Here is a 23251-nt window from a genome sequence, read left to right on the forward strand (position 1 = left end):
AGTTGATCCCCAGTGTTCATGAGATCCCTGTGGGAGCGGGCTTGCCCGCGATGCTTTTGGCTTTTGGGCTTTTACCGGCCAGCGAGCAACGCCTGGCCGCGTACCACGGCAGCCTTCACCTGCGCCGGCGCGGTACCGCCGATGTGATTACGGGCGTTGACCGAACCTTCCAGGGTCAGGACGGCGAAAACGTCCTGATCAATCTGGTCGCTGAACTTGCGCAGTTCTTCCAGGCTCATTTCTGCCAGGTCCTTGCCGGTGTCTACGCCGTACTTCACGGCATGGCCGACAATTTCGTGGCAATCACGGAACGGCAGGCCACGGCGCACCAGGTAGTCGGCGAGGTCGGTGGCGGTGGAAAAGCCGCGCAGTGCAGCTTCACGCATGATGGCGTGCTTGGGCTTGATCGCCGGAATCATGTCGGCGAAGGCACGGAGCGAATCGCGCAGGGTGTCGGCGGCGTCGAACAGCGGTTCCTTGTCTTCCTGGTTGTCCTTGTTGTAGGCCAGCGGCTGGCCTTTCATCAGGGTCAGCAGGCCCATCAGTGCGCCAAACACGCGGCCGGTCTTGCCGCGTACCAGCTCCGGCACGTCCGGGTTTTTCTTTTGCGGCATGATCGAGCTGCCGGTGCAGAAGCGGTCCGGCAGGTCGATGAACTGGAATTGCGCGCTGGTCCACAGCACCAGCTCTTCGGAGAAGCGCGACAGGTGCATCATCGCGATGCTTGCCGCCGAGCAGAACTCGATGGCGAAGTCACGATCCGACACGTTGTCCAGCGAGTTGCCGCCCACGGCTTCGAAACCCAGCAACTGCGCGGTGTATTCGCGGTCGATCGGGTAGGTGGTGCCGGCCAGCGCGGCGCTGCCCAGGGGCATGCGGTTGGCGCGCTTGCGGCAGTCCACCAGGCGCTCGTAGTCGCGGCTGAGCATTTCGAACCATGCCAGCATGTGGTGCCCGAAGGTCACCGGCTGTGCGGTTTGCAGATGGGTGAAGCCTGGCATGATGCTGTCTGCTTCGCGCTCGGCCTGTTCCAGCAAGCCTTTTTGCAGACGCGTGATCTCGCCCAGGATCAGGTCGATTTCGTCGCGCAGCCACAAGCGGATGTCGGTGGCGACCTGGTCATTGCGGCTGCGGCCGGTGTGCAGTTTTTTACCCGTGACGCCGATGCGGTCGGTCAGGCGAGCCTCGATGTTCATGTGCACATCTTCGAGGTCGATGCGCCAGTCGAACTGGCCGGCCTCGATTTCGCTCTGAATCGTTTTCAGGCCGTCGATGATGCTGTCGCGCTCGGCATCGGTCAGCACGCCGACCTTGGCCAGCATGGTGGCGTGGGCGATCGAGCCCATGATGTCGTGGCGATACAGGCGCTGGTCGAAGGTCACGGAGGCGGTGAAGCGGGCGACGAAGGCGTCGACGGGTTCACTGAAGCGGCCGCCCCAGGACTGATTGGTCTTGTCAGTGCTCATGAATTCGCTCGTATCGGCTGGAATAAAGATGGCGTTAAAACTGTCGCGAATAATAACAGGGTTGCCAATCCTGTCGTTGACGCTGGTCGACAGGTTTTCGCCGGGGCGCGCCGGAATCGACTCCCCCGCGACAGGAAATGCGCAACGATATTTTTCAATTGAGCAATAACGTGCCTGCAACCGTCTACAGTTGGACAGTAGGAACAATGCACTTCTGGGTGCGCCTGCTGACTACATAAGAAGAGGGGGTGTTCATATTGCGTATCAGCAAACCCTGTGGCGATGCCTCGCCAATGCGGGCCTGGGCCGCCAATTACCCGGCAGATGAAAATTTAGCCGTCCGCCCGGCGGCACTTTTTGGCCCTCGCGCTAGTCTTAGCGTGGATCGCGGTGACGGACGTCACTTCACCTGTCTACGCTATCCTTTTGCGAGACTCACGCAGGAATCCAGCGCAATATGAATGTCCTGATCGTTGACGACGACCCCCTTGCCCGCGAGCGCCTGAGCCGAATGGTTGGCGAACTCGAGGGATACAGTGTCCTGGAGCCCAGCGCCACGAATGGCGAAGAAGCGTTGGCACTGATCGACAGCCACAAGCCGGATATCGTATTGCTTGATATCGGCATGCCGGGCCTCGATGGCCTGCAGGTGGCTGCCCGATTGTGCGAACGCGAAACCCCGCCAGCCGTGGTGTTTTGCACAGGGTCCGATGAATTTGCCGTGGAAGCCTTGCAGGCCAGCGCCGTAGGCTATCTGGTGAAACCGGTGCGTACAGAACAATTGCATGATGCGTTGAAAAAAGCCGAGCGTCCCAATCGTGTCCAGCTCGCCGCCCTGACCCGTCCTGCCGCCGAGTCCGGCAGCGGCCCGCGCAGCCACATCAGCGCGCGTACCCGCAAGGGTATTGAACTGATCCCGCTGGGGCAGGTGGTTTACTTCATTGCCGACCATAAATACGTGACCTTGCGCCATGAAAGCGGTGAAGTGCTGCTCGATGAGCCGCTCAAGGCGCTTGAGGATGAATTCGGTGACCGGTTCGTGCGTATCCACCGCAACGCACTCGTCGCTCGCGACCGCATCGAACGCTTGCAGCGTACGCCGCTGGGGCATTTCCAACTGTTTCTCAAGGGCCTCAATGGCGATGCCCTGATCGTCAGCCGCCGCCATGTGGCCGGCGTGCGCAAAATGATGCAACAGCTGTAATCCGCCCTGCGCAGGCGAATTTATCCATTGAGTACCGGGCATTCAGGGCCAGGGAGGCCGAGTATTACCTGATACAAGTCAAAGTGGATTTGGCTGAGCTGTTATCATCCGCCGTATCTCTTCCAGTACGGATTGATTGATCCATGTCCTCTCGCGAAATTCGCATCGCCACCCGCAAAAGCGCCCTCGCCCTGTGGCAGGCCGAATACGTCAAAGCGTGTCTGGAGAAGGCCCATCCGGGTCTGCTCGTGACGCTGGTCCCCATGGTCAGTCGCGGCGACAAGCTGCTGGACTCTCCATTATCGAAAATCGGCGGCAAAGGCCTGTTCGTCAAGGAGCTGGAAACCGCGCTGCTGGAAAACGAAGCCGATATCGCCGTGCACTCCATGAAAGACGTGCCGATGGATTTCCCCCAGGGCCTGGGCCTGTTCTGCATCTGCGAGCGTGAAGACCCGCGTGATGCGTTCGTCTCCAACACCTACGCCAGCCTCGACGCGTTGCCTCAGGGCAGCATCGTCGGCACCTCCAGCCTGCGTCGTCAGGCCCAGTTGCTGACCCGCCGCCCTGACCTGGAGATCCGTTTCCTGCGTGGCAACGTCAACACGCGCCTGGCCAAGCTGGATGCCGGTGAGTACGACGCCATCATCCTGGCCGCCGCCGGCCTGATCCGCCTGGGCTTCGAAGATCGCATCACTTCGACCATCAGCGTCGATGACAGCCTGCCGGCCGGTGGTCAGGGGGCTGTAGGTATTGAATGTCGCACCGCCGACAGCGAAATCCACGACCTGCTTGCGCCGTTGCACCACCAGGACACCGCCACCCGCGTGACGGCCGAGCGAGCCCTGAATAAGCATCTGAATGGCGGCTGCCAGGTGCCTATCGCGTGCTACGCCGTGCTCGAAGGCGAGCAGGTCTGGTTGCGCGGTCTGGTGGGCGATCCGAACGGCGGTCTGTTGCTCAGTGCCCAGGCCCGGGCGCCGCGTGGCGATGCCCAGGCGCTGGGTGTCCAAGTGGCCGAAGACCTGCTGAGCCAGGGCGCCAATGACATTCTCAAAGCGGTCTATGGCGAGGCTGGTCACGAGTGAACGGCTGGCGCCTGCTGCTGACACGTCCTGCGGATGAGTCGGCAGCGCTGAGCCAGGAGCTGGCGAAAACGGGGATTTTCAGCAGCAGTCTGCCGCTTTTGGAGATCGAACCGATTCCGGCTTCTGACACAATGCGCCAGGTGATTGAGGCGTTGGCGCGCTACTGCGCGATCATCGTGGTCAGTAAACCCGCCGCCAGAATCGCGGTGCAGTTGCTCAAGCAATATGGGCAGCAAGCCGCAGGCTCGAAGTGGTTCAGTGTGGGCGCGGCAACGGCGCAGATCCTCGACCATCATGGTTTGAATGTCAGTTTCCCCCCCGAGGGTGATGACAGCGAAGCCTTGCTGCAACTGGCCGCGCTGCGCGAGGCTGTTGCACGGCCGGATTCGCGGGTGCTGATCATGCGCGGGGAGGGCGGGCGCGAACTGCTTGCCGAGCGTATGCGCGAGCTTGGTGCTAGTGTCGATTATCTGGAGCTGTACCGTCGTGGCCTGCCGCACTATGCGCCGTCAACCTTGCCCGAGCGGATCAACGCGGAACGCTTGAACGGGCTGGTGGTCAGCAGTGGACAGGGTTTTGAGCACCTGTACCAATTAGCCGGCGCTGCCTGGCCACGATTAGCGCAGCTGCCATTGTTTGTACCAAGCCCGAGGGTTGCCCAGCTGGCACGTGCCGCCGGGGCCCAAACAGTTGTGGATTGCCGCGGCGCCAGTGCCGCGGCTTTGCTGGCGGCGTTACGGGAACACCCCGGACCCGTCCTCTAATGCAAAGGATGGATACGTGAACGAAACTGCCTTGCCTAAAGAAGACTCCCGGCCAGTGAACGATCTCGATGCGTCGGTTGAAACACCGGTTGAAAGCGCCCCTGTGGCGGCACCCCAGCGTCGAGGCAATGGCCTGGCAATCGTCGCTCTGCTGCTTGGCGCGGCGGGTGTGGCGGTCGGCGGCTGGGGCGTGTGGCAGGTCCGTCACCTGCAAGCCAGTACCCAACAGCAGTTGAGCCAGGTGCAGGCGCTGAACGATCAGGCGCAGAACCTCAAGCTCAACGAACAGCGCCTCAGCGCACGGCTAGAGCAAATGCCCGCCGCCGAAGAGCTGGATGCGCGCAGTCGTCTGGTGGTCCAGTTGCAGGGCGATCAGCAGCGTTTGAATCAACGTCTGGAAACCGTCCTGGGTGCAAGTCGCAAGGACTGGCGCCTGGCCGAGGCCGAACATTTGCTGCGCCTGGCCAGCTTGCGGCTTTCGGCGTTGCAGGACATCAGCAGCGCACAGGCGCTGGTGCAGGGCGCTGACGAAATTCTTCGCGAACAGAACGACCCGGGATCGTTTGCCGCCCGTGAACAAGTAGCGAAAACCCTGGTCGCCCTGCGCAGTACCGAACAGCCTGATCGTACCGGCCTGTTCCTGCGCCTCGGTGCATTGCGTGACCAGGTGATCAATCTCACGGAGCTGGCGCCCGAATACAAGGATCGGGGTGAGTCGTTGCTGGGCCTGACCGCCGATGGCGATGGCGCCAGTCGCTGGTCGCAATGGTGGGATCAGATTTCCCGTTACATTCGCATCGATTTCAATGCCGACAAGAATGTCCGACCGTTGTTGGCCGGCCAGAGTCTGAGCCAGGTGCGCCTGGCCTTGAGCCTGGCGCTGGAGCAGGCGCAATGGGCGGCGCTCAACGGTCAGGCGCCGGTGTATACCCAGGCGCTGGCCGAGGCGCGAGACGTGCTCAAGGGCAACTTCAACCCGGATAATCCGCAGAGCAAAGTGATGCTCGAGCAGGTGAGCGAGTTGAGCAAGGAGCCGGTCACGGTGGCCACCCCTGACCTGACCGGCACCCTGAGCGCCGTTCAAGCCTACCTGGAACGCCGCAACGTCAACGCCGAAGACTCGATCAAGCCCCTGGCCAAGCCGGTCACGAACACCGCGCAGGAGGCCACGCCATGAAACGCCTCTATGTGATCGTGTTCCTGGTGATCGCCGCAGCCGCTGCGCTGGGGTTGGCGATCGCCGAGCATTCCGGCTACGTGCTGATCGCCTACAAGAGCTTTCGTTTCGAATCGAGCCTGTGGGCGACCCTGGCCCTGATCGCGGTGTTATGGCTGGTGTTCTGGGGGATCAAGACCCTGGTCGAATTGGTGCTCACCTCAGGCGGTGTGGTCAACCCCTGGTCGCAGCGCAATCGCAGCCGCCGGGTGCAGGTTGCCATCGAGCATGGCCAACTGGACCTGGCCGAAGGTCGCTGGGCCAGCGCGCAGCGTCATTTGCATCGCGCCGCCGAAGCCGAGCGCCAGCCGTTGCTTTATTACCTTGGCGCGGCACGCGCGGCCAACGAGCAAGGTCTCTACGAGCAAAGCGATAACTTGCTGGAGCGTGCACTGGAGCGCCAGCCTCGGGCTGAACTGGCCATTGCCTTGAACCATGCTCAGTTGCAGACTGATCGCGGCGACACCGAAGGCGCCCTGGCAACGCTGCAAGCGATGCATGAGCGTCACCCGCATAACGTTCAGGTATTGCGTCAATTGCAGCGTTTGCATCAACAGCGCGGTGAATGGTCGCAAGTGATTCGCCTGTTGCCGGAGCTTCGCAAGGACAAGGTGTTGCCGGCCTCCGAACTCGCTGAGCTGGAGCGTCGGGCGTGGGGGGAAAACCTTTCCCTGGCCGCCCAGCGTGGAGAGGACGGCACGGTCGGCTTGCAGTCCCTCAATCACGCTTGGCAGCAACTCACTTCGGCGCAACGCCAGGAACCGCAACTGATCGTGGCGTATGCCGAACAGCTGCGGCAACTGGGCGCTCAGGTCGAAGCCGAGGAGGTTCTGCGAACGGCGCTCAAGCGCAGCTATGACAGCCATCTGGCGCGCCTCTACGGATTGGTTCGCGGCAGTGATCCGGCGCGCCAGTTGCAGACTGCCGAGGGCTGGTTGAAAAACCATCCCGCCGATCCGAGCCTGTTGTTGACCTTGGGGCGTTTGTGCCTGCAAAACAGCTTGTGGGGCAAGGCGCGCGATTATCTGGAAAGCAGTTTGCGCGTGCAGCGCAACCCGGAAGCCTGCGCGGAACTGGCGCGGTTGCTGGCACAGTTGGGTGACACCGAGGGCAGCAATCAACTGTTCCAGGAAGGCCTTGGCCTTCTGGATGATCGTTTGCTGGCGGCACCGCTGCCGGTTTCCGCTCATGCTTGATGGCTCAATATTTAAAATCGTCGGCGATAGCGCCGGCGGTTTTAAATGTGTGAATGATGCCAATCAAACCCGACAAATCTGTACATTTTTGGCAGGCTTTTTCAGCCTGAGAAAGAATCCTACGAAGCACTACATTCTTTCCTCTGGAATCTGTCGGGAAATGCCTACAGGTGCGGAGGAAGTCTCCCTGCTGCGCTGCCTTGAAAGGCTGCCACGCTTTCCTCTACCGTAACCACTTGTCTCTATTGGTACGGAAACGCCATGTCACTGGCTTGCTCACGCTCCTTGTTTTTCATGGTTTTCGTCGCTGGTGCCTTGGCCGTGGGCGTGTCCTATTACCTGGAATATGTCGTTGGCCTACAGCCCTGCGCCATGTGTGTGTTGCAGCGGATGTGTCTGGCTCTGCTCACAGGGTGGTGTCTACTGGCGTCGGTGCATGGGCCGGGCCGATTGGGCTCTTTTGTCTATTGGCTGTTGGCCGCGCTGTGCAGCCTGGCGGGAACGGCAACGGCGTGGCGTCAGGTGTTGTTGCAGGGTAACCCGCAAGAGGCTCTGGCGATCTGCTCTCCCAGCCTGGCGGATCTGCTGGCGAGTACCCCCTGGATGTACGTGGTGCCGCTCATGTTTAACGGTTCAGCGGATTGCTCGCACATTTCCTGGACGCTGTTCGATTTGAGCGTTCCTGAGTGGAGCCTGCTGTTCTTCGTCGCCATGTCCACCCTGGCCGTTTACCAGTTATTGCGCGTGCTGCGCATTGCTTGCCAACGACCGCTCAGCGGCGAGTCGTCGCACTCGGTGCTGGCTGGCGATTAAACACTTGTATGAACTTTATCTCCTGCGTACCTTGAAGCCATTGGCGTGCGGGCATAATCTGGCCCGCACGTGTCATCGCAATCATGTTGCTCGAATGGCGCGCTGCCTGACCGATCCCGCCCTTCAAGAGCGAGACGGCCAAGGGTGGCATGACCCACAAGGGAAGAGAGATCACCATGCTCGAAAGTTGTCAGAATGCTCAGGAACGCTGGGGTGGAGTGCATCTGCTGATCGATCGCTGGTTGCAGGAGCGTCACGAACTGGTTCGGGCCTATGATGCTCTCGGCGCCAAGCCAGAGGCTCTGGGGGAGAACCGCACACCATTGCAGGAATTCTGCGGCGTGCTGGTCGATTACGTGTCTGCCGGGCACTTCGAGATCTATGAACAACTGACGGGCGAAGCCAAGGCATTTGGCGACACCCGTGGACTCGAACTGGCCGAGACGATCTACCCACGCATCGACGTCATCACCGAGAAACTGCTCGGGTTCAACGATCTGTGTGACGCAGGTAAATGCGTGGCAGAGAAGTTCAAGGAACTGGGTGGTCTATTGCACGAGCGCTTCGAACTCGAAGACTGCCTGATCGAAGTCCTGCACACCGCTCACAAGGAAGAAGATTCAGTCCAGGCCTGAACCCTCTTGCGATATAAAAAAACGGTGCGCCTTGCGCACCGTTTTTCATTTGTGTCGTTCAACTGGTGGCGCCGCGTAATTCGACTTCGAACACCAGTGGTGTGAACGGGTCGATCAAGTCGCCGGCGCCGTCGGCACCGTAGGCCTGGTCCGATGGAATCACCAGCCGCCACTTCGCACCGACCGGCATGTTTTGCAGGGCGCTACGCCAACCGCTGATCACGCTGTCGAGGCTGAACCATTGTGGCTGGTTGTTCTGATCGAACACGGTGCCATCCGGAAGACGGCCGACATACAACACCTGCACCTTGCCGTTCGGACCTGCCTTCGCACCGGCGCCTGGCACCAGTTCGGTGAGCAGGACACCGTCGGCCAATTCACGAACACCGGGTTTGGCTTTTTCCGCGGCGAGAAATTTCTTTTCTTTTTCGAGGGCGGCTTCACTCTGCGGTGCGCTTTGCTGCAACGCCATTTGCGCTTCGTGCTCCGTCAGGATCTGTTCGATCTGGTCGTCCTTGAGCGCCAGGGGCTTGCCCTGATAGGCCTGCTGCAAGCCTTCGATCAAGGCCTGAAGTTGCAGCTCGGGGGCCTCCAGGCGCAACCGCTCACCGAGGCTCGCGCCCAGGCTGTAGGCGAGATCGTGGGCTTGAGTTTCACTGGTTTTTTCGGCGGCGTGGGCCGCGGAAAAAAACACGCACAGCGATAAAAAAAGGTAGCGCGACATCGTCACTCTCCGACCTGAGATGCGGCAGATTACGCCAGTGTGAGTGCGCGCGACAGTGAACTTGTTTTACTCAAGCGAAGAAGATTTTCGATCGGTTGCAACGCAACGCTTTCGATACTGTCAACATGCCCTAGCGGCGGTAGCAGCAGAGGGCTAGTATGAGCCGCACCCACGTCAGCCAGGAGGTAAACCATGTCGGCCACCAAGAAGTCCGTAAATACCCCGTTGCACTTACTTCAACAACTCTCGGGCAGCCTGCTCGAGCATCTGGAAACCGCTTGTTCCGAAGCCTTGGCTGATGCGGAAAAACTGCTCGCCAAACTGGAAAAACAGCGCGGCAAGGCGCAGGAAAAACTGCACAAGTCCCGCACTAAATTGCAGGACGCTGCAGCGGCTGGTAAAGCCAAGGCACAAGCCAAAGCCAAGGACGGGGTCAAGGAACTCGAGGACTTGCTCGACGCTTTGAAAGATCGTCAGTCGGATACCCGCGGCTACATTCTGCAACTCAAGCGCGATGCTCAAGAAAGCCTGAAACTGGCCCAGGGCATTGGTCGCGTACAAGAGGCTGTCAGCAAGGCGTTGTCGCTGCGCTCAGCCAAACCTGCTGCTGCCCCCGCCAAGAAAGCCGCTGCAAAACCTGTAGCTGTAAAAGCACCGGCCAAGCCGGCCGCCAAGCCTGCGGCGAAAAAAACCGTAGCGGCCAGCGCAGCCAAAGCAGCGGCCAAACCGGCGGCTAAAACTGCTGCTGCCAAACCTGCTGCCAAGCCAGCCGCTGTCAAAACCGCAGCCGCCAAACCGGCTGCAAAACCCGCTGCTGCCAAACCTGCCGTGGCTAAATCTGCCACCGCCAAACCGGCCGCCAAGCCAGCAGCAAAACCAGCCGCAAGAACTGCTGCCGCCAAACCTGCAGCCAAAACTGTCGCGGCTAAACCCGCTGCCAAGCCAGCAGTAAAAGCGGCCGCTAAACCTGCTGCCAAACCGGCTACCGCTGCCAAGCCTGCTGCTGCCAAACCGGCTACCGCTGCCAAGCCTGCTGCTGCCAAACCGGCTACCGCTGCCAAGCCTGCTGCTGCCAAACCGGCTACCGCTGCCAAGCCTGCTGCTGCCAAACCGGCTACCGCTGCCAAGCCTGCTGCTGCCAAACCGGCTACCGCTGCCAAGCCTGCTGCTGCTAAACCGGCTACCGCCGCCAAGCCAGCTACCGCTAAACCAGCCTCCGCTGCCAAGCCAGCCGCTGCAGCAAAACCAGCCGCTGCCAAACCGGCTGCCAAGCCAGCCGCGAAACCAGCCGCTGCCAAACCGGCTGCAAAACCAGCCGCCAAGCCTGCTGCCGCCAAACCAGCCGCAAAACCTGCGGTGAAAAAACCGGCCGCCGCTGCCAAGCCGACCCCGGCACCTGCTGCCAAGCCAGTCACCACGACGCCTTCGGCTTCGGTTGCCTCGGCACCGGTAGCTTCCAGCGCAACCACTACCCCGACGCCAACACCTGTTGCTCCGTCGAGCGCCAGCACCACCCCAACCAGCGCTTCCTAAGTGCCGGTTGCCGCGACGCGTAGCTGATGCAGCGCGTCGTGGGCCAGGTGTTGGGCGTTCGCCGCGACACCGGCAAGCCAGGCCGACCCGTCAGTCGCCTGATCCTGTGGCCAGTCCTGTGCCAATCGCTCCAGTCGCAACAACAGTTGCCGTTCAGCTTCCAGCTCGAGCGCCTTGATCTGCTCGCGCAACGCATTGAGCTCGGCGTCTGCACTGGCGAGGGCTTTCCATTGCGTGCGCAAGGCGCGCAGCGGCTCGACGACCTCCCTATCCCAGGGTTCGACCACCTCACGAAGCTGTTGCAGTCGTTGTTCGCTACAGGCGACGCCACGTTGCCCCAGCCACAGGCCGCACAGCAGGAGGCACACATTGACCCCGTGCGACTGCAAGGTCAGGCATGCAGTCTCTACGCCGGGCCGGGCATAGGTGCCAAGGGAAAAGCTCCACAGGTCAGAGGACATAGTGCTACTCGCGCCAGTTGCGAGCGAAGCTGGTAGACTCCGCCGCCATTATGATTCGACTTCAGAACCTGACTTTACAGCGTGGCCCGCAACGTCTGCTAGAAGACGCCGAGCTGACCCTGCACGCCGGCCAGAAAGCCGGCCTGATCGGTGCCAACGGCGCCGGCAAATCGAGCCTGTTCGCCTTGCTTCGAGGCGAACTGCATCCGGACTCGGGTGACTGCTTCCTGCCGGCCGACTGGCGTATCGCCCACATGCGTCAGGAGGTCGACACGCTCGAACGCCTGGCGGTCGACTACGTGCTCGATGGCGATCTGCGCCTGCGCCAGGTGCAACGCGACCTCGCGGCCGCCGAAGCCGCCCATGATGGGGCCGCCCAGGCACGCCTGCACTCGGAACTCGACAGCGCCGACGGCTATACCGCCGATGCCCGTGCCCGCAAGTTGCTGGCGGGGCTTGGGTTCACCAATGAGCAGATGGACCGTCAAGTCGGCGACTTCTCCGGTGGCTGGCGGATGCGCCTGAACCTGGCGCAAGCACTGATGTGCCCTTCGGACTTGTTGTTGCTCGACGAACCGACCAACCACCTGGACCTCGACGCCATCATCTGGCTCGAAGAGTGGCTCAAGAGCTACCCCGGCACCTTGTTGCTGATTTCCCACGACCGGGACTTCCTCGACGCGGTGGTCGACCACGTGGCTCACGTCGATCAGCGCAAGATTACCCTCTATCGCGGCGGCTACAGCGCATTCGAGCGTGCCCGTGCCGAGCGCCTGGCTCAGCAGCAGCAAGCCTACGAGAAGCAGCAGGCGCAGCGTGCGCACATGGAAAGCTATATCGCCCGGTTCAAGGCCCAGGCCACGAAGGCCCGCCAGGCCCAGAGTCGGATCAAGGCCCTGGAGCGGATGGAAGAGTTGTCCGCCGCCCACGTCGATTCGCCGTTCGATTTCGTGTTCCGTGAATCGACGAAGATTTCCAGCCCGTTGATCGACCTGTCCGATGCCCGTCTGGGCTACGGCGACAAAGCCGTGCTGGAGAAGGTCAAGTTGCAGCTGACCCCCGGCGCGCGCATCGGTTTGCTCGGTCCCAACGGTGCCGGTAAATCGACCCTGATCAAAAACCTTGCCGGTGAGCTGTCGCCGTTGACCGGTCGACTGACCCGCGGCGAGAACACCGTGGTTGGCTACTTCGCCCAGCATCAGCTCGACTCCCTGGATTCCAAGGCCAGCCCATTGCTGCACTTGCAGCGCCTGGCACCCACCGAACGCGAGCAGACCCTGCGCGACTTCCTCGGCGGTTTCGATTTCCGTGGTGCGCGCATCGACGAACCGGTGCTGAATTTCTCCGGCGGTGAAAAGGCTCGCCTGGCCCTGGCGTTGATCGCCTGGGAACGGCCGAATCTGTTGCTGCTCGACGAACCAACCAACCACCTGGACCTGGAGATGCGCCTGGCACTGACCATGGCCCTGCAGGAGTTCAGTGGTGCGGTACTGGTGGTCTCCCACGATCGTCATCTGCTCAAGAGCACCACGGATAATTTCTATCTGGTGGCGGACGGCAAGGTCGAGGAATTCGACGGCGACCTGGAAGACTACGCCCGCTGGCTGGTCGACTTCCGCCAACGCAATGCGCCGGTCAGCAACACACCGTCCAACCCGGACAAGACTGACAAGAAGGCCCAACGTCAGGCCGCTGCTGCATTGCGTCAGCAACTGGCCCCGCACAAGCGCGAAGCTGACAAGCTCGAAGCCGAGCTGGGCAAGCTCCACGAGAAACTGGCGAAGATCGATGCCAGTCTTGGCGACAGTGACATTTACGAACCGGCGCGCAAGAACGAGCTGCGTGACCTGCTGGCGGATCAAGCCAAGCTGAAGGTGCGTGAAGCGGAGCTGGAAGAAGCCTGGATGCAAGCGCTGGAACTGCTTGAAAGCATGCAGGCGGAGCTGGAGGCGCTGTCCTGATGGAGGCGTTCAAGTTGCCACTGCCGGCGACCTGGATCGAGCCGATCTGGTTGGTCGTGCAAATCCTGCTGATCCTGTTGGCCGGTTACGTCGCTCAGCGCTTCGTCGCCAAATGCCTGACTCGCCTGGGCGAGCGTTATCCGCTTCCACCACAACTGCTCATGCCGCTGCGCGGTGGTCTGCGCTGGCTGATCATGGGCAGTGCGCTGATCTTCGTGCTGGAGCGCCTGGGAGTATCGGCCACGGTACTCTGGACCGCGTTGTCAGGGTTTGTCGCGGTGGCGGCGGTGGCGTTTTTCGCCATGTGGAGCGTGCTCTCCAACCTGCTCTGCGCGATCCTGATCTTCACCGTGGGGCCGTTCCGCATCGGTGACATCGTCGAACTGGTAGACACCACCGACAAGCCCGGCGTCAAAGGCCGGGTCGTGGCGATCAACCTGCTGTACACCACGTTGATCGAGGCTGAAGAGTTGGGGACGGGCAGTGCCATGGTGCAGGTGCCCAATAGCCTGTTCTTCCAGCGTTCGGTCCGGCGGTGGCGCGGGAGTGATGTGTTTCCTGTTTCCGGGTTTGAGAAATAGGATTTCCACTGCCTGATTTGCTACCTGTAGGAGCGAGTTTACTCGCGATGGTGGCCCAGGCACCGCTGGGTGTCAGGCCGCCAGCGTCATCGTTGGCGACCATCGCGAGCATGCTCGCTCCTACAGGGGGGAGGCGACACATTCTGCAAAAAATCGGTAGTCATGGGCCCAAAGCCGCATTAGCTTAGACGTCTGTCACGAGTCTGAGTCGAGGTGTGCGATGGAGCTACAAACATGGCTGGCGTTTTTTGCCGCCTGCTGGGTGATCAGCTTGTCCCCCGGCGCTGGCGCCATTGCGTCGATGTCCAGCGGTCTGCAATACGGGTTCTGGCGCGGTTACTGGAACGCCCTGGGCCTGCAGCTGGGCCTTGCGGTGCAGATCGCCATCGTCGGCGCCGGTGTTGGCGCGATTTTGACGGCATCGGCCACGGCGTTCTACGCGATCAAATGGTTCGGTGTGGCGTATCTGGTTTACCTGGCGATCAAGCAATGGCGCGCGCTGCCCAGCGACATGAGTGATGACGCTGCGGTGCGCCAGATTGGCAAGCCGATGGCCCTGGTGTTTCGCGGCTTTCTGGTGAACATCAGCAACCCCAAGGCCCTGGTGTTCATGTTGGCGGTACTGCCGCAGTTCATCGACCCACACGCACCGCTGTTGCTTCAGTACCTGATCATCGGCGTGACCATGATCTGCGTGGACCTGGTCGTCATGGCGGGGTACACCGGGTTGGCGTCAAAAGTACTGCGGCTGTTGCGCACGCCCAAGCAGCAAAAGCGCATGAACCGCACCTTCGCCGGCCTGTTCATCGGCGCCGCTGCGTTCATGGCGACGCTACGCAAAGCAGCGGTGTGAACCGCCCGGGCACAAAAAAGGCGACCTCAGGGTCGCCTTTTTCGTTTGCACATTTAGCGCAGTATCGTCGGTGCTGTATCGGCTGGCAGGTTATTGCGCAGCTGGGGTTTACCCGGTTGCACATGACCGCCCCCACCGAGTTGTTCGCTCATCTGCGCGGCCACGTCTTCGCCCAGCGCCTTGGACACGTCACGCACCACCCGAGGACGGTTCAGCGAGACCCGCACGTCGCGATGGTTCACCAGTTTGGTGTCCTGGCCTTCGCCCATCGCCGTAAAGGCCGAGGTGATTTCGAAGGTGCGCGTGTTGATCAGGCTGAAATCAGCTACCAGGGTCAACGCCAGGATTGCCGAGTAGCTGTCGGTATTGGCAAGCTCGGTGACATCCCGGGTGAAGTCGATGTCCGACACAGTGCCAAACAGGACATAGTCGGCGCCCTTGAAGTTGCCGGCCTTGATCCGCTTGATCACGTCATACACATCGCCCTTGGACGAGGCGGTGTAGGGCGTGCCTTGCACCAGTTGGAACATTCCGGAACGCAGGATCTCGCCCTTGATGTCGCCGGTGAATTTACGCAACTCGCCCTGTTCGATGTAGCTGCTGGTGGCCTCGATTTCGTTATAACTCGAGGCACCACTGGCGCTGTAACGGTTGGCCTGGAAGTTGTTCTGGGCCGAAACGATGTGGATGTATTGCTCCACACGCTCCTGGTAAGCCAGGTCCGTCACTGCGACTTTCGGGGCCGCTTGCACGCTGAACGCGCAAGCCAGGGCCATCATGCCAATCCATGCGCGCATTGATTAACGCTCCGTGGTTTTGCGGATCTCTTTTTCGTCCATCCATTCAGCCAGGCCACTTTCAACGTCGATCAATTGCAGGCTGAATTTGTAGAAGACGTCCTTGTAGTCGCTGCTGCGCTTGACGATCGAGCTGATCGAACCTTCAAGACGGTATTTGGCAGCGATCATGTTGCCGGTCTTGGCGACGGTATTCTTCTTGTACAGACCGCTCTGGTTTTGCAGCTTCAGCTGGTCGACCTGGCTCTGCATCTGGGTATTGTCGCTGGCGAAGCGGGCGGTACCGGACTTCATCAGTTGGGTCTTGATGCTGGTGGTGATTTCGCGGGTATCGATGTACTCGCTGGTCTTGTTCTTCACGTCGTAGACCTGAACCACCGGGCGACCCTGCAAAATCCCGGATTGGGCCAGGGAGCGGGTCATGGATTCGGCGATCATCTGCAGGTCGGTGGAGCCGAACTCGTTGGTCACGGTTTCCACGGCCTTGGTGTCGCCGTAGCTGATGTTCTTGCTGCCCAGGGTTGGCGAGGTGTTGGCGCAACCGCTGGCGAGCAGGGCGATGACGGCGATGAAGGAAAAGCGTGCAAACATGGGAATGCTCTCTGTCACTGTACGAATAAGGAGTTAAGGCGTTTTGATTTCCAGTCGGAAATCCACGGCTTTCGGTGTCGGCGCGATGGCCTGGATGAAGCTGGTCTGCTCGCCGTACATCAGCTGGCTTTTCCAGGTTTCTTCTTCGCCGATCGGGAAGCCTTCAGGGCCGAGCCAGGCAAAGCGGTAGTAGAAGGTCTTGTTGTTGTAGCTGGTGTTGCTCAGCTGGGCATTGACCGTCATGAAGCCGTTTTCCCGGGCAACGCGCATGGCGCCCACCACGATGTTCTTCAGCTTGCCCATGGCCACGACCTTGCTGGCAGCGCTGCCAGGCTCCGGTGGTGGCGGTGTGGCGCAACCGGCCAGCAAGGCCAGGGCGGCGACAGCGATGAGTTGCAAACGCATGCAAAGACTCCGTTCTTAAGGTTGTTTGAGGCTGGCCACGGCCGTCGGGCTGGCACTCGGGGTGACGTGGGCGGCTACGCCGCTGGCGAATACCTGGTTGCCAACGGCTCGCAGGCTGATGACTTGGTAGCGCTGGTCCACGGTGATCTTGACCACCGAACCGCCGATGGCACTGGGCAACGTGACGTGGTGCTCGCCTTTCTTGAGGCGCAGGCGCACGACCTGGGTGTTGTCCGGCAAGGTGCGCCACGTACGGGTATCGGCACCTTCGAGCACGGCTGAAGTGATGCCCACCGCCAGGCCCGCGAGCGGGTTGGTTTCGTTGATCTTCTTCTGCGCCACGCCACGGGTCACGGCGCGCACGGTCGTGCGCACGATGATGCCGGGCATGTCGTCACGCAGCGCGCGGCGGGACATGGCGGTGGTGCTGTTGAGCAGGGTCATGTCCAATTGTTTGCCGTCGACGCCGATTTGCGTGAACGGGGCGGTGGAGGTGTCAGGCTTGATGATCGGGAACGACAGCGGAGTGATCACCACGTTGCCGCTGATTGGCAGGGGCAGGGGCACGCGAATCGAGTCGCGGGCGGGTGCCAGGCCGCTTTGCACGACGATCAAGATGTCGCTGTCTTCGTCCTTGGCGCTTTTCTTGTCGAGGTCTTTGAGGGCCTGTTCCAGCAGTGGGGTGTTCGGGCGCAGCTCGGCCGCCTTGCGATAACCCGGCGCTGCCAGGTCTTTTTCTCCCAGGGCTTCATAGACGAAACCGGCCAGGTAGTGGCTGAACGCACTCTGGTAGCTGTTTTTCAGGCCAACCACTTCCGGCGCATCGAGGCTGGCGACCGGGTAACCCTGCAGGTCCTTGTATTCGGTCTTGATGCCTTCCTTCTCGGCCTCCTCTTCGCTCTTGAGGTACTCCTTGTCACGCAGGTCGGCGATGACCGCTTCACGTTCGTGGGTTCGCTTGATCGCGGTACGTGCGCCATCGAAGTCGTTGACGGCCAGCAGGTTCAGGGCCATTTGCGTGGTCAGCATGACCTTTTCGTAGTCATAGCCTTCGTAGCGGCGGACCTTGTCGTTGACCAGAAAACTGCCGAACTGGGCGAGGTACTTGCCTGTGTCGAGCTTGACCATATCTTCCCACTGGCCGACCACGGAGTCGGCGCTGCCCCAGGCGTTCTGGCTACCGGACAGGTCGCCCTTGGCGCGCAGCAGCTCACCTTTTTCGAAGTAGTAGAGCAGGTCCTTGTCTGCGCCGGTGTTGTTCTTTTCCAGCAGGGTCAGTGCGGCATCGACGTTGCCGGAAGCCAGTTGCTGGTTGGTTTGTGCGAGTTCGGAGTCGTAGTTGCGAAAGACCGAGCAGCCGGAAAGCAAGGTGACAGCGCTGAGCGCGATCAAGGTCAAGGCGCGGGAGGCCATAGTTACATCTTCCCTGAATGTAGGCAGCCGTGCTTGCCGGTCTGGCTGTTAAGACCTATCGGCGTAGACTGGCGTCCTGCCAATTCCCCGATATCCGAGGCGCTTGAATGCCCAGTCCAACAATTTTGGGCGCGGCATTATAAACAGGGATGATGGCTTGTTAGTGGCTTTTTAATCTCTATTTTCTTACAAGTGCCATCATCCGTCGAAACGAAAGTCGAAATCCCTACCCGGCGGTTTCATAACAAAGCTTGAGTGAAAGTCTTTCGAAGTGAACAATGTGTTACTTCGTATTTCCAATTGAGATTCATTGATGATTGCCCCATCCCGTTTCCTGGCTTGGCTGGTGCTGCCCGTGGTTGCCTTGTGCAGTGCAAATCTGCTGGCCGACACTGTGGAAGGCGCGCCGCAAGCGCTGCATCTGCTGGACTACATTGGTGCCGATTACCCGCAGTCGGTCGAGGCCGGCAACGTTATCAATGAATCCGAATACCGCGAACAACTCGAATTTGCCAAGGTGTTGCAGGGCCTGGTTGCGGCGATGCCGGACAAGCCGGAGAAAGGCGGGCTTGAGCAGGACGTCAGCGCATTGCAGAGCGCGATTGCCGCCCGTCAGGACGGCGCGGAGGTCGCCCGCCAGTCGCGCCAGCTGGGTGCGAAGCTGGCCGTGGCCTACGAGGTCAGCCAGGCCCCGATCATTACGCCGGACCCGACCCGAGGCGCACCGTTGTATGCCCAGCATTGTTCGGTCTGTCACGGTGATGCAGGAGCCGGCGATGGTCCGGCGGGTGTTGGCCTGACACCACCGCCGGCCAATCTGCGCGATGCCGAGCGACTGGATCGCCTGAGTCTCTACGCGATCTACAACACCTTGGGAATGGGTGTTGAAGGCACCGACATGCCAGCGTTCGCTGATCAACTGGACGACCGTCAGCGTTGGGATCTGGCGACCTACATCGCCGGTTTCAGTGCCGATCCGACTGCGCCAGCCAGCGAAAAGACCTACGACATCGCCGAACTGGCTCGTCAGACCCCGGCTGAAGTCCTGGCCGCCGAGGGGCCGCAAGCGGCGGCCAGCTTCCGTACCCAGCGTGCACAGCCGTCGCAGGTCAAGCGGGGGCCGGGGCAACTGCTCGACTACACCGCGACTACCCTCGACAAGAGCCTCGCGGCCTATCGCACCGGCGATCACGATCAGGCCTACGACCTGTCGGTGGCCGCGTACCTGGAAGGTTTCGAGCTGGTCGAAAGCTCCCTGGATAACGTCGACGCCAACGTGCGCAAGGACACCGAAAAATCCCTCATGGCGTACCGGCAGTCGTTGCAGGACGGTTTGCCGATGGCTGAGGTTCAGCAACGGCTGGACGCCGCCAAGGCCAAGTTGAAGGACTCCGCCGGCCTGCTCGGTGGCGATGGCCTGAGCTGGTCACTGAGCTACATCTCCGGCCTGTTGATTCTGCTGCGTGAAGGTCTTGAAGCGATCCTGGTGCTGGCGGCGATCCTCGCGTTCCTGCGCAACACCGGCCAGCAATCGGCGGTACGCAGCGTCAACGCGGGTTGGGGCCTGGCATTGCTGGCGGGTCTGGGGACCTGGGCATTGGCGGCGTACGTGATTGATGTCAGTGGCTCGCAACGTGAACTGCTGGAAGGCGCCACCGCGTTGTTTGCCGCAGTCATGGTGCTCTGGCTCGGTGTGTGGATGCACGACCGTCGCCACGCGGCAGCCTGGCAGGACTACATCAAGAGCAGCCTGGTGGGCGGCGGCGGACGATTCGGTTTTGCGACACTGGCGTTCTTCTCCGTGTATCGCGAACTGTTCGAAGTGATTCTGTTCTACGAGACCCTGTGGCTGCAGGCCGGGCCTGCCGGGCACAACGCGGTGCTCGCCGGTGGCGCAACGGCGCTGGTGTTGCTGGTGGGCCTGGCGTGGGTGATCCTGCGCGGTTCGGCGCGCCTGCCTCTGGCGTTGTTCTTCAGCATCAACGCTGCGCTGTTGTGCGCATTGTCGGTGGTGTTTGCCGGGCATGGCGTCAAGGCGTTGCAGGAGGCCGGGATCTTCGGCACCCGACCGGTGCCGTTCTTTGAGTTCGACTGGTTGGGCATCCATGCCGATGCCTATTCGCTCAGTGCTCAGGCGGTGGCAATCATTGCGATTGTTCTGCTGTATGGGCGCAGTTGGCTGGTTGAGAAACGGCGGGTTCAGGTTTCTTAACGGCATTCGCTGCGCTCATGATCGCGAGCATGCTCGCGATTTTTTCGAAGAGGTAAACGAAATGCGCGTATGGATCGATGCCGACGCCTGCCCACGGCAGGCCCGGGATCTGGTGGTGAAGTTCGCCCTCAAGCGTCAGTTCGAAGTGGTGATGGTGGCAGGGCAGCCACAGACCAAGCCGGCATTGGCGCTGGTCAAGTTGATCGTGGTGCCGAGCGGCCCGGACGCGGCGGACGATTATCTGGTGGAACACGCTGTCCCCGGCGAATTGGTGATCTGCAGTGATGTGCCCTTGGCGGATCGGCTGGTGAAGAAGGGCGTGTCGGTGCTGGACCCACGAGGCAAGGAGTTCGACGCGCAGAACATGGGCGACCGGTTGGCGGTGCGCAACCTGTTCACCGACCTGAGGGAGCAAGGACAGGTGGGCGGCGGGCCAGCGCCCTATGGCGAGCGCGAGAAGCAGGCGTTCGCCAATGCGTTGGACCGGATCCTCACACGGCTGGCCCGCAAAGCCTGATCGTTCCCACGCGTAGGAACGATCAGCTCAGCGGTGGTGAGGGTGGATTACGCATCATTCTCGTGAGTCAGCTCCAACACCCGGTCAACCAGCTTGTTGATGCCCGATGCCGCCTCGCTGATGGTCTGGGCCAGCATGTACGCCGGTGTGGTCACCAGTTTGCGCGCCTTGTCTTCGATGATGTCGGTCACCGCGCATTCGGTATGCGTCGCGCCCATTTTGTTCATGGTGGCTGCAGTTTCGGTGTCGTTGCCGATGGTGCAGTTGACGCCTGGCCCATAGATTTTTGCCGCCAGTGCCGGGGAGATGCAGATCAGTCCCACCGGCTTGCCCGCCTCGGCAAAGGCTTCGGCCAAGGCCAGGACTTCGGGCTGAACGGTGCACCCTGCGCCTTCGATGGCGAAGTTGGACAGGTTCTTGGCCACCCCAAAACCGCCCGGCACGATCAGCGCATCATAGTCTTCTACATCGGCTTCGCGCAGGTCCTTGACGTTGCCCCGGGCAATCCGCGCCGATTCCACCAGTACGTTGCGCGACTCGGGCATCTCTTCACCCGTCAGGTGGTTGAGTACGTGCAATTGGGCGATGTTGGGAGCGAAACACTGAACTTGAGCACCGCGCTGGTCCAGGCGCAGCAACGTGATCACGCTTTCTTGAATCTCGGCGCCGTCGTACACGCCACAACCGGAAAGGATCACTGCAACTTTTTTGCTCATGGGCTTTTCTCCTGATTCATGGCGTTAAATGTCCACTAATTTGTCACTCGTTGCCATAGGGTTAATACGCGGCTACACCTAGGATCTATCCTAAAAATTCCAATCAGGGCGCGTCATGGACTTCATTCTGTATGCGGTGCCGTTCTTCTTCGTGCTGATTGCCCTCGAACTGTTGGCCGACCGTTGGCGCGGCGTCAGCAATTACCGGGTAGCGGACGCGATCAACAGCATCAGCACCGGCGTGCTGTCCACCACCACTGGCCTGCTGACCAAGGGCGTGGGGCTTTTGACTTATGCGTTCGCGCTCAAGCATCTGGGCTTGTTCGAACTGCCCGCAGACAGCGTCTGGGTCTGGGTGTTTGCCTTCGTGTTTTACGATTTTTGTTACTACTGGCTGCATCGCTGTGGTCATGAACGCAACATCCTCTGGGCAGCGCACTCGGTGCATCACCAGAGCGAGGACTACAACCTCTCCACGGCGCTGCGCCAGACCAGCACCGGATTTTTGCTGAGCTGGATCTTCTATCTGCCCATGGCGGTGCTGGGCGTGCCGCTGCTGGTGTTCGTCAGCGTCGCGGCGCTGAACCTGCTGTACCAGTTCTGGGTGCATACGCGGCATATTCCCAAGCTCGGCTGGTTCGAGTGGTTCTTCGTCACGCCTTCCAATCATCGGGCCCACCATGCACAGAACGCTCTCTACATGGATCGCAACTACGGCGGGGTGTTCATTATTTGGGACCGGCTGTTTGGCTCGTTCCAGGAAGAAGACGATGACGAACCCGTGATTTTCGGCGTGACCACGCCGCTTGCGAGCTGGAATCCGCTGTGGGCGAATGTGCAGTTTTACGTGCAGCTCTGGGAGGATGCGCGTCGGACGCAAAACACGTGGGACAAGCTGCGCATCTGGTTCATGCGCACCGGATGGCGGCCGGCGGACGTGGCGGCGAAGTACCCGATGAACAAGCCGGACTTGAGCCAGTTTCGCAAGTTCGAGGTGCCGCTGGACGGGCGTCAGCAGGTCTACATCCTATTGCAGTTCTGCGCCTACATTGCCTTGGGCAGTTACCTGATGAATTTCGAGCCGCAGCTGTCGACCGCCGCATTGGTGCTCGGCTGGGCAGCGGTGGCGCTGGGGTTGTGCGCGTTGGGCGTGGCCCTGGAGAATCGCCCGTGGGCGTTGAAGCTGGAACTGGTGCGGCTGGCATCGAACGTGCCGTTGATGTGGCTGGCGCCGGTGGTGGGGCTGTGGCCGGCGGGCGCGCTGGGTTGGGTCGGCCTGCTCAGTTACAGCCTGGTCAGCGTGATCGGTCTCTACTGCTGCAGAAACCGCTTCATTCGCCTGGCGTCTTGACCTCGGCCTTGGCCTGCTCGGCTTTCAAGGCCTGTTCTTCGGCGTAGACCTGTTTGGCCAGGCGCGCATTCTTGAAGCGTCGGCGCATCCACAAGCCCAGGCCCAGCACCAACAGCGCGCCGAGCACCCACAATTCGTATTTCTTGATGCTACCCAGCATGCCTTCGAGCACCGCGCCGAAGTGGTAGGCGGCTGCGGCCAACGCCGTTGCCCAGATCGCCGCGCCAATCCCGTTCAGCAACAGATAGCGGCCCGGCGGGTAGCCGGACAGGCCGATGGCCACGGGCATGACCGTGCGCAAGCCGTAGACGAAGCGAAAGCTCAACACCCAGATGTCCGGGTGCTTGCGGATGTGCTCCAGCGCCCGGTCGCCCATCATCTGCCAGCGGGGCTTGCGCGCCAGCAGCTTGCGACCGTGCTTGCGACCCATGAAATACCAAAGCTGATCGCCGGCATAACTGCCGCAGAAGGCCACAACCACCACCAGGTTGATGTCCATGTATCCACGGAACGCGAGAAAGCCCGCGAGCACCAGGATGGTTTCGCCTTCGAAGAATGTGCCGATAAACAGGGCAAAGTAGCCGAAGTCATGCAGAAATTGTTGGAGCATTGTCTGGGTGCTGGCGAAATGAACGCGCAGCCTACCCCTTCGGACACATTCATGAAAGTGTCCAAATGTGTCTCGACGTGAACAATTCCTACAAGGACAATGGAATGCGACTACGTGACACAGGGGTGCACATAACTGTCATACGGT

At 60.9% G+C, this 23251-nt stretch carries 22 protein-coding genes and 2 pseudogenes; 15 read left to right on the plus strand and 9 right to left on the minus strand.

Annotated elements, in window-relative coordinates; all coding sequences use genetic code 11:
• Nucleotides 1-71: 71 nt before the first annotated feature.
• Nucleotides 72-1466, minus strand: coding sequence for an argininosuccinate lyase (argH, locus tag AB4O36_RS26965; RefSeq protein ID WP_460119758.1), 1395 nt, complete (start codon nucleotides 1464-1466; stop codon nucleotides 72-74).
• Between the two features lie 341 nt (nucleotides 1467-1807).
• Between argH and AB4O36_RS26970 the strand changes: the two are divergent.
• The 8 genes and pseudogenes from AB4O36_RS26970 to rsd form a co-directional block, all read left to right on the plus strand.
• A pseudogene (locus tag AB4O36_RS26970) lies at nucleotides 1808-1927 on the plus strand (sensor histidine kinase); the annotation flags it as partial.
• Nucleotides 1924-2670 (plus strand): LytR/AlgR family response regulator transcription factor, encoded by a 747-nt coding sequence (locus tag AB4O36_RS26975; RefSeq protein WP_460119760.1) that lies wholly within the window; start codon nucleotides 1924-1926, stop codon nucleotides 2668-2670. The pseudogene AB4O36_RS26970 and the gene AB4O36_RS26975, both read left to right, overlap by 4 nt.
• Before the next feature lie 143 nt (nucleotides 2671-2813).
• A complete protein-coding gene (gene hemC, locus AB4O36_RS26980; protein WP_460119762.1) occupies nucleotides 2814-3755 on the plus strand; it encodes a hydroxymethylbilane synthase in 942 nt (313 codons plus the stop codon).
• Nucleotides 3752-4519 (plus strand): uroporphyrinogen-III synthase, encoded by a 768-nt coding sequence (locus AB4O36_RS26985; protein ID WP_460119764.1) that lies wholly within the window; start codon nucleotides 3752-3754, stop codon nucleotides 4517-4519. The genes hemC and AB4O36_RS26985 overlap by 4 nt, the downstream gene beginning before the upstream one ends.
• A gap of 16 nt (nucleotides 4520-4535) precedes the next feature.
• Nucleotides 4536-5696, plus strand: coding sequence for a uroporphyrinogen-III C-methyltransferase (locus AB4O36_RS26990; protein ID WP_460119766.1), 1161 nt, complete (start codon nucleotides 4536-4538; stop codon nucleotides 5694-5696).
• The gene (locus AB4O36_RS26995) at nucleotides 5693-6931 is read left to right on the plus strand and encodes a heme biosynthesis HemY N-terminal domain-containing protein (RefSeq protein ID WP_460140675.1); all 1239 of its coding nucleotides are present in this window, start codon (nucleotides 5693-5695) and stop codon (nucleotides 6929-6931) included. Before AB4O36_RS26990 ends, AB4O36_RS26995 begins: the two co-directional genes overlap by 4 nt.
• Nucleotides 6932-7192: 261 nt before the next feature.
• The gene (locus AB4O36_RS27000; RefSeq protein WP_460140676.1) at nucleotides 7193-7744 is read left to right on the plus strand and encodes a disulfide bond formation protein B; all 552 of its coding nucleotides are present in this window, start codon (nucleotides 7193-7195) and stop codon (nucleotides 7742-7744) included.
• 176 nt (nucleotides 7745-7920) lie between these two features.
• Entirely contained in the window at nucleotides 7921-8379 is a 459-nt protein-coding gene (gene rsd, locus AB4O36_RS27005; RefSeq protein ID WP_460119770.1) for a sigma D regulator, read from the plus strand.
• Between the two features lie 58 nt (nucleotides 8380-8437).
• Here rsd and AB4O36_RS27010 read toward each other — a convergent pair whose 3' ends face one another.
• Nucleotides 8438-9103, minus strand: a complete 666-nt coding sequence (locus AB4O36_RS27010; protein WP_460119772.1) for an FKBP-type peptidyl-prolyl cis-trans isomerase — start codon at nucleotides 9101-9103, stop codon at nucleotides 8438-8440.
• Between the two features lie 192 nt (nucleotides 9104-9295).
• On the opposite strand from AB4O36_RS27010, the pseudogene AB4O36_RS27015 reads away from it, so the two are divergent.
• A pseudogene (locus AB4O36_RS27015) lies at nucleotides 9296-10240 on the plus strand (AlgP family protein); the annotation flags it as partial.
• Nucleotides 10241-10632: 392 nt separating this feature from the next.
• Here AB4O36_RS27015 and AB4O36_RS27020 read toward each other — a convergent pair.
• Nucleotides 10633-11097: a TIGR02444 family protein gene (locus AB4O36_RS27020; RefSeq protein ID WP_460119776.1), complete on the minus strand. Its 465-nt coding sequence runs from the start codon at nucleotides 11095-11097 to the stop codon at nucleotides 10633-10635.
• A 50-nt stretch (nucleotides 11098-11147) separates the two neighbouring features.
• Here AB4O36_RS27020 and AB4O36_RS27025 point away from each other — a divergent pair, with 50 nt between their 5' ends.
• The 3 genes from AB4O36_RS27025 to rhtB all read left to right on the plus strand — a co-directional run bounded on the left by AB4O36_RS27025 (nucleotide 11148) and on the right by rhtB (nucleotide 14492).
• The gene (locus AB4O36_RS27025; protein WP_460119778.1) at nucleotides 11148-13058 is read left to right on the plus strand and encodes an ATP-binding cassette domain-containing protein; all 1911 of its coding nucleotides are present in this window, start codon (nucleotides 11148-11150) and stop codon (nucleotides 13056-13058) included.
• Nucleotides 13058-13639: a mechanosensitive ion channel domain-containing protein gene (locus tag AB4O36_RS27030; RefSeq protein ID WP_460119780.1), complete on the plus strand. Its 582-nt coding sequence runs from the start codon at nucleotides 13058-13060 to the stop codon at nucleotides 13637-13639. Before AB4O36_RS27025 ends, AB4O36_RS27030 begins: the two co-directional genes overlap by 1 nt.
• A gap of 220 nt (nucleotides 13640-13859) precedes the next feature.
• Complete coding sequence (gene rhtB / locus AB4O36_RS27035; protein WP_460119782.1) at nucleotides 13860-14492, plus strand: homoserine/homoserine lactone efflux protein; 633 nt, start codon at nucleotides 13860-13862, stop codon at nucleotides 14490-14492.
• A gap of 53 nt (nucleotides 14493-14545) precedes the next feature.
• Here rhtB and AB4O36_RS27040 read toward each other — a convergent pair whose 3' ends face one another.
• The 4 genes from AB4O36_RS27040 to AB4O36_RS27055 are packed head-to-tail and all read right to left on the minus strand — an operon-like array spanning nucleotide 14546 to nucleotide 17698.
• Complete coding sequence (locus AB4O36_RS27040; RefSeq protein ID WP_460140677.1) at nucleotides 14546-15289, minus strand: penicillin-binding protein activator LpoB; 744 nt, start codon at nucleotides 15287-15289, stop codon at nucleotides 14546-14548.
• A 3-nt stretch (nucleotides 15290-15292) separates the two neighbouring features.
• A complete protein-coding gene (gene lpoB / locus AB4O36_RS27045) occupies nucleotides 15293-15880 on the minus strand; it encodes a penicillin-binding protein activator LpoB (RefSeq protein WP_368556016.1) in 588 nt (195 codons plus the stop codon).
• Nucleotides 15881-15913: 33 nt separating this feature from the next.
• A complete protein-coding gene (locus AB4O36_RS27050) occupies nucleotides 15914-16285 on the minus strand; it encodes a YcfL family protein (RefSeq protein WP_460119786.1) in 372 nt (123 codons plus the stop codon).
• 15 nt (nucleotides 16286-16300) lie between these two features.
• The gene (locus tag AB4O36_RS27055) at nucleotides 16301-17698 is read right to left on the minus strand and encodes a COG3014 family protein (RefSeq protein WP_460119788.1); all 1398 of its coding nucleotides are present in this window, start codon (nucleotides 17696-17698) and stop codon (nucleotides 16301-16303) included.
• Between the two features lie 313 nt (nucleotides 17699-18011).
• Here AB4O36_RS27055 and AB4O36_RS27060 point away from each other — a divergent pair, with 313 nt between their 5' ends.
• Entirely contained in the window at nucleotides 18012-19910 is a 1899-nt protein-coding gene (locus AB4O36_RS27060; protein ID WP_460119790.1) for an FTR1 family protein, read from the plus strand.
• A 61-nt stretch (nucleotides 19911-19971) separates the two neighbouring features.
• A complete protein-coding gene (locus AB4O36_RS27065) occupies nucleotides 19972-20427 on the plus strand; it encodes a YaiI/YqxD family protein (protein WP_460119791.1) in 456 nt (151 codons plus the stop codon).
• A gap of 47 nt (nucleotides 20428-20474) precedes the next feature.
• Here AB4O36_RS27065 and elbB read toward each other — a convergent pair whose 3' ends face one another.
• Nucleotides 20475-21143, minus strand: coding sequence for an isoprenoid biosynthesis glyoxalase ElbB (gene elbB / locus AB4O36_RS27070; protein ID WP_460119793.1), 669 nt, complete (start codon nucleotides 21141-21143; stop codon nucleotides 20475-20477).
• Between the two features lie 115 nt (nucleotides 21144-21258).
• On the opposite strand from elbB, the gene AB4O36_RS27075 reads away from it, so the two are divergent.
• Nucleotides 21259-22494, plus strand: coding sequence for a sterol desaturase family protein (locus AB4O36_RS27075; RefSeq protein WP_460140678.1), 1236 nt, complete (start codon nucleotides 21259-21261; stop codon nucleotides 22492-22494).
• On the opposite strand, the gene AB4O36_RS27080 is transcribed toward AB4O36_RS27075, so the two are convergent.
• On the minus strand, nucleotides 22475-23104 hold the full coding sequence (locus tag AB4O36_RS27080; protein ID WP_460119797.1) for a DedA family protein: 630 nt from the start codon (nucleotides 23102-23104) through the stop codon (nucleotides 22475-22477). The genes AB4O36_RS27075 and AB4O36_RS27080 overlap by 20 nt on opposite strands.
• Between the last annotated feature and the right edge of the window lie 147 nt (nucleotides 23105-23251).

It is taken from the genome of Pseudomonas sp. S2_E01, from assembly GCF_054668365.1.

What these genes read in the sequence shown, in the direction of transcription:
- argH (WP_460119758.1), bottom strand. Translation starts at nt 1,466, where the DNA reads ATGAGCACTGACAAGACCAATCAGTCCTGGGGCGGCCGCTTCAGTGAA.
- AB4O36_RS26975 (WP_460119760.1), top strand. Translation starts at nt 1,924, where the DNA reads ATGAATGTCCTGATCGTTGACGACGACCCCCTTGCCCGCGAGCGCCTG.
- hemC (WP_460119762.1), top strand. Translation starts at nt 2,814, where the DNA reads ATGTCCTCTCGCGAAATTCGCATCGCCACCCGCAAAAGCGCCCTCGCC.
- AB4O36_RS26995 (WP_460140675.1), top strand. Translation starts at nt 5,693, where the DNA reads ATGAAACGCCTCTATGTGATCGTGTTCCTGGTGATCGCCGCAGCCGCT.
- AB4O36_RS27000 (WP_460140676.1), top strand. Translation starts at nt 7,193, where the DNA reads ATGTCACTGGCTTGCTCACGCTCCTTGTTTTTCATGGTTTTCGTCGCT.
- rsd (WP_460119770.1), top strand. Translation starts at nt 7,921, where the DNA reads ATGCTCGAAAGTTGTCAGAATGCTCAGGAACGCTGGGGTGGAGTGCAT.
- AB4O36_RS27010 (WP_460119772.1), bottom strand. Translation starts at nt 9,103, where the DNA reads ATGTCGCGCTACCTTTTTTTATCGCTGTGCGTGTTTTTTTCCGCGGCC.
- AB4O36_RS27020 (WP_460119776.1), bottom strand. Translation starts at nt 11,097, where the DNA reads ATGTCCTCTGACCTGTGGAGCTTTTCCCTTGGCACCTATGCCCGGCCC.
- AB4O36_RS27025 (WP_460119778.1), top strand. Translation starts at nt 11,148, where the DNA reads ATGATTCGACTTCAGAACCTGACTTTACAGCGTGGCCCGCAACGTCTG.
- AB4O36_RS27030 (WP_460119780.1), top strand. Translation starts at nt 13,058, where the DNA reads ATGGAGGCGTTCAAGTTGCCACTGCCGGCGACCTGGATCGAGCCGATC.
- rhtB (WP_460119782.1), top strand. Translation starts at nt 13,860, where the DNA reads ATGGAGCTACAAACATGGCTGGCGTTTTTTGCCGCCTGCTGGGTGATC.
- AB4O36_RS27040 (WP_460140677.1), bottom strand. Translation starts at nt 15,289, where the DNA reads ATGCGCGCATGGATTGGCATGATGGCCCTGGCTTGCGCGTTCAGCGTG.
- lpoB (WP_368556016.1), bottom strand. Translation starts at nt 15,880, where the DNA reads ATGTTTGCACGCTTTTCCTTCATCGCCGTCATCGCCCTGCTCGCCAGC.
- AB4O36_RS27050 (WP_460119786.1), bottom strand. Translation starts at nt 16,285, where the DNA reads ATGCGTTTGCAACTCATCGCTGTCGCCGCCCTGGCCTTGCTGGCCGGT.
- AB4O36_RS27055 (WP_460119788.1), bottom strand. Translation starts at nt 17,698, where the DNA reads ATGGCCTCCCGCGCCTTGACCTTGATCGCGCTCAGCGCTGTCACCTTG.
- AB4O36_RS27060 (WP_460119790.1), top strand. Translation starts at nt 18,012, where the DNA reads ATGATTGCCCCATCCCGTTTCCTGGCTTGGCTGGTGCTGCCCGTGGTT.
- AB4O36_RS27065 (WP_460119791.1), top strand. Translation starts at nt 19,972, where the DNA reads ATGCGCGTATGGATCGATGCCGACGCCTGCCCACGGCAGGCCCGGGAT.
- elbB (WP_460119793.1), bottom strand. Translation starts at nt 21,143, where the DNA reads ATGAGCAAAAAAGTTGCAGTGATCCTTTCCGGTTGTGGCGTGTACGAC.
- AB4O36_RS27075 (WP_460140678.1), top strand. Translation starts at nt 21,259, where the DNA reads ATGGACTTCATTCTGTATGCGGTGCCGTTCTTCTTCGTGCTGATTGCC.
- AB4O36_RS27080 (WP_460119797.1), bottom strand. Translation starts at nt 23,104, where the DNA reads ATGCTCCAACAATTTCTGCATGACTTCGGCTACTTTGCCCTGTTTATC.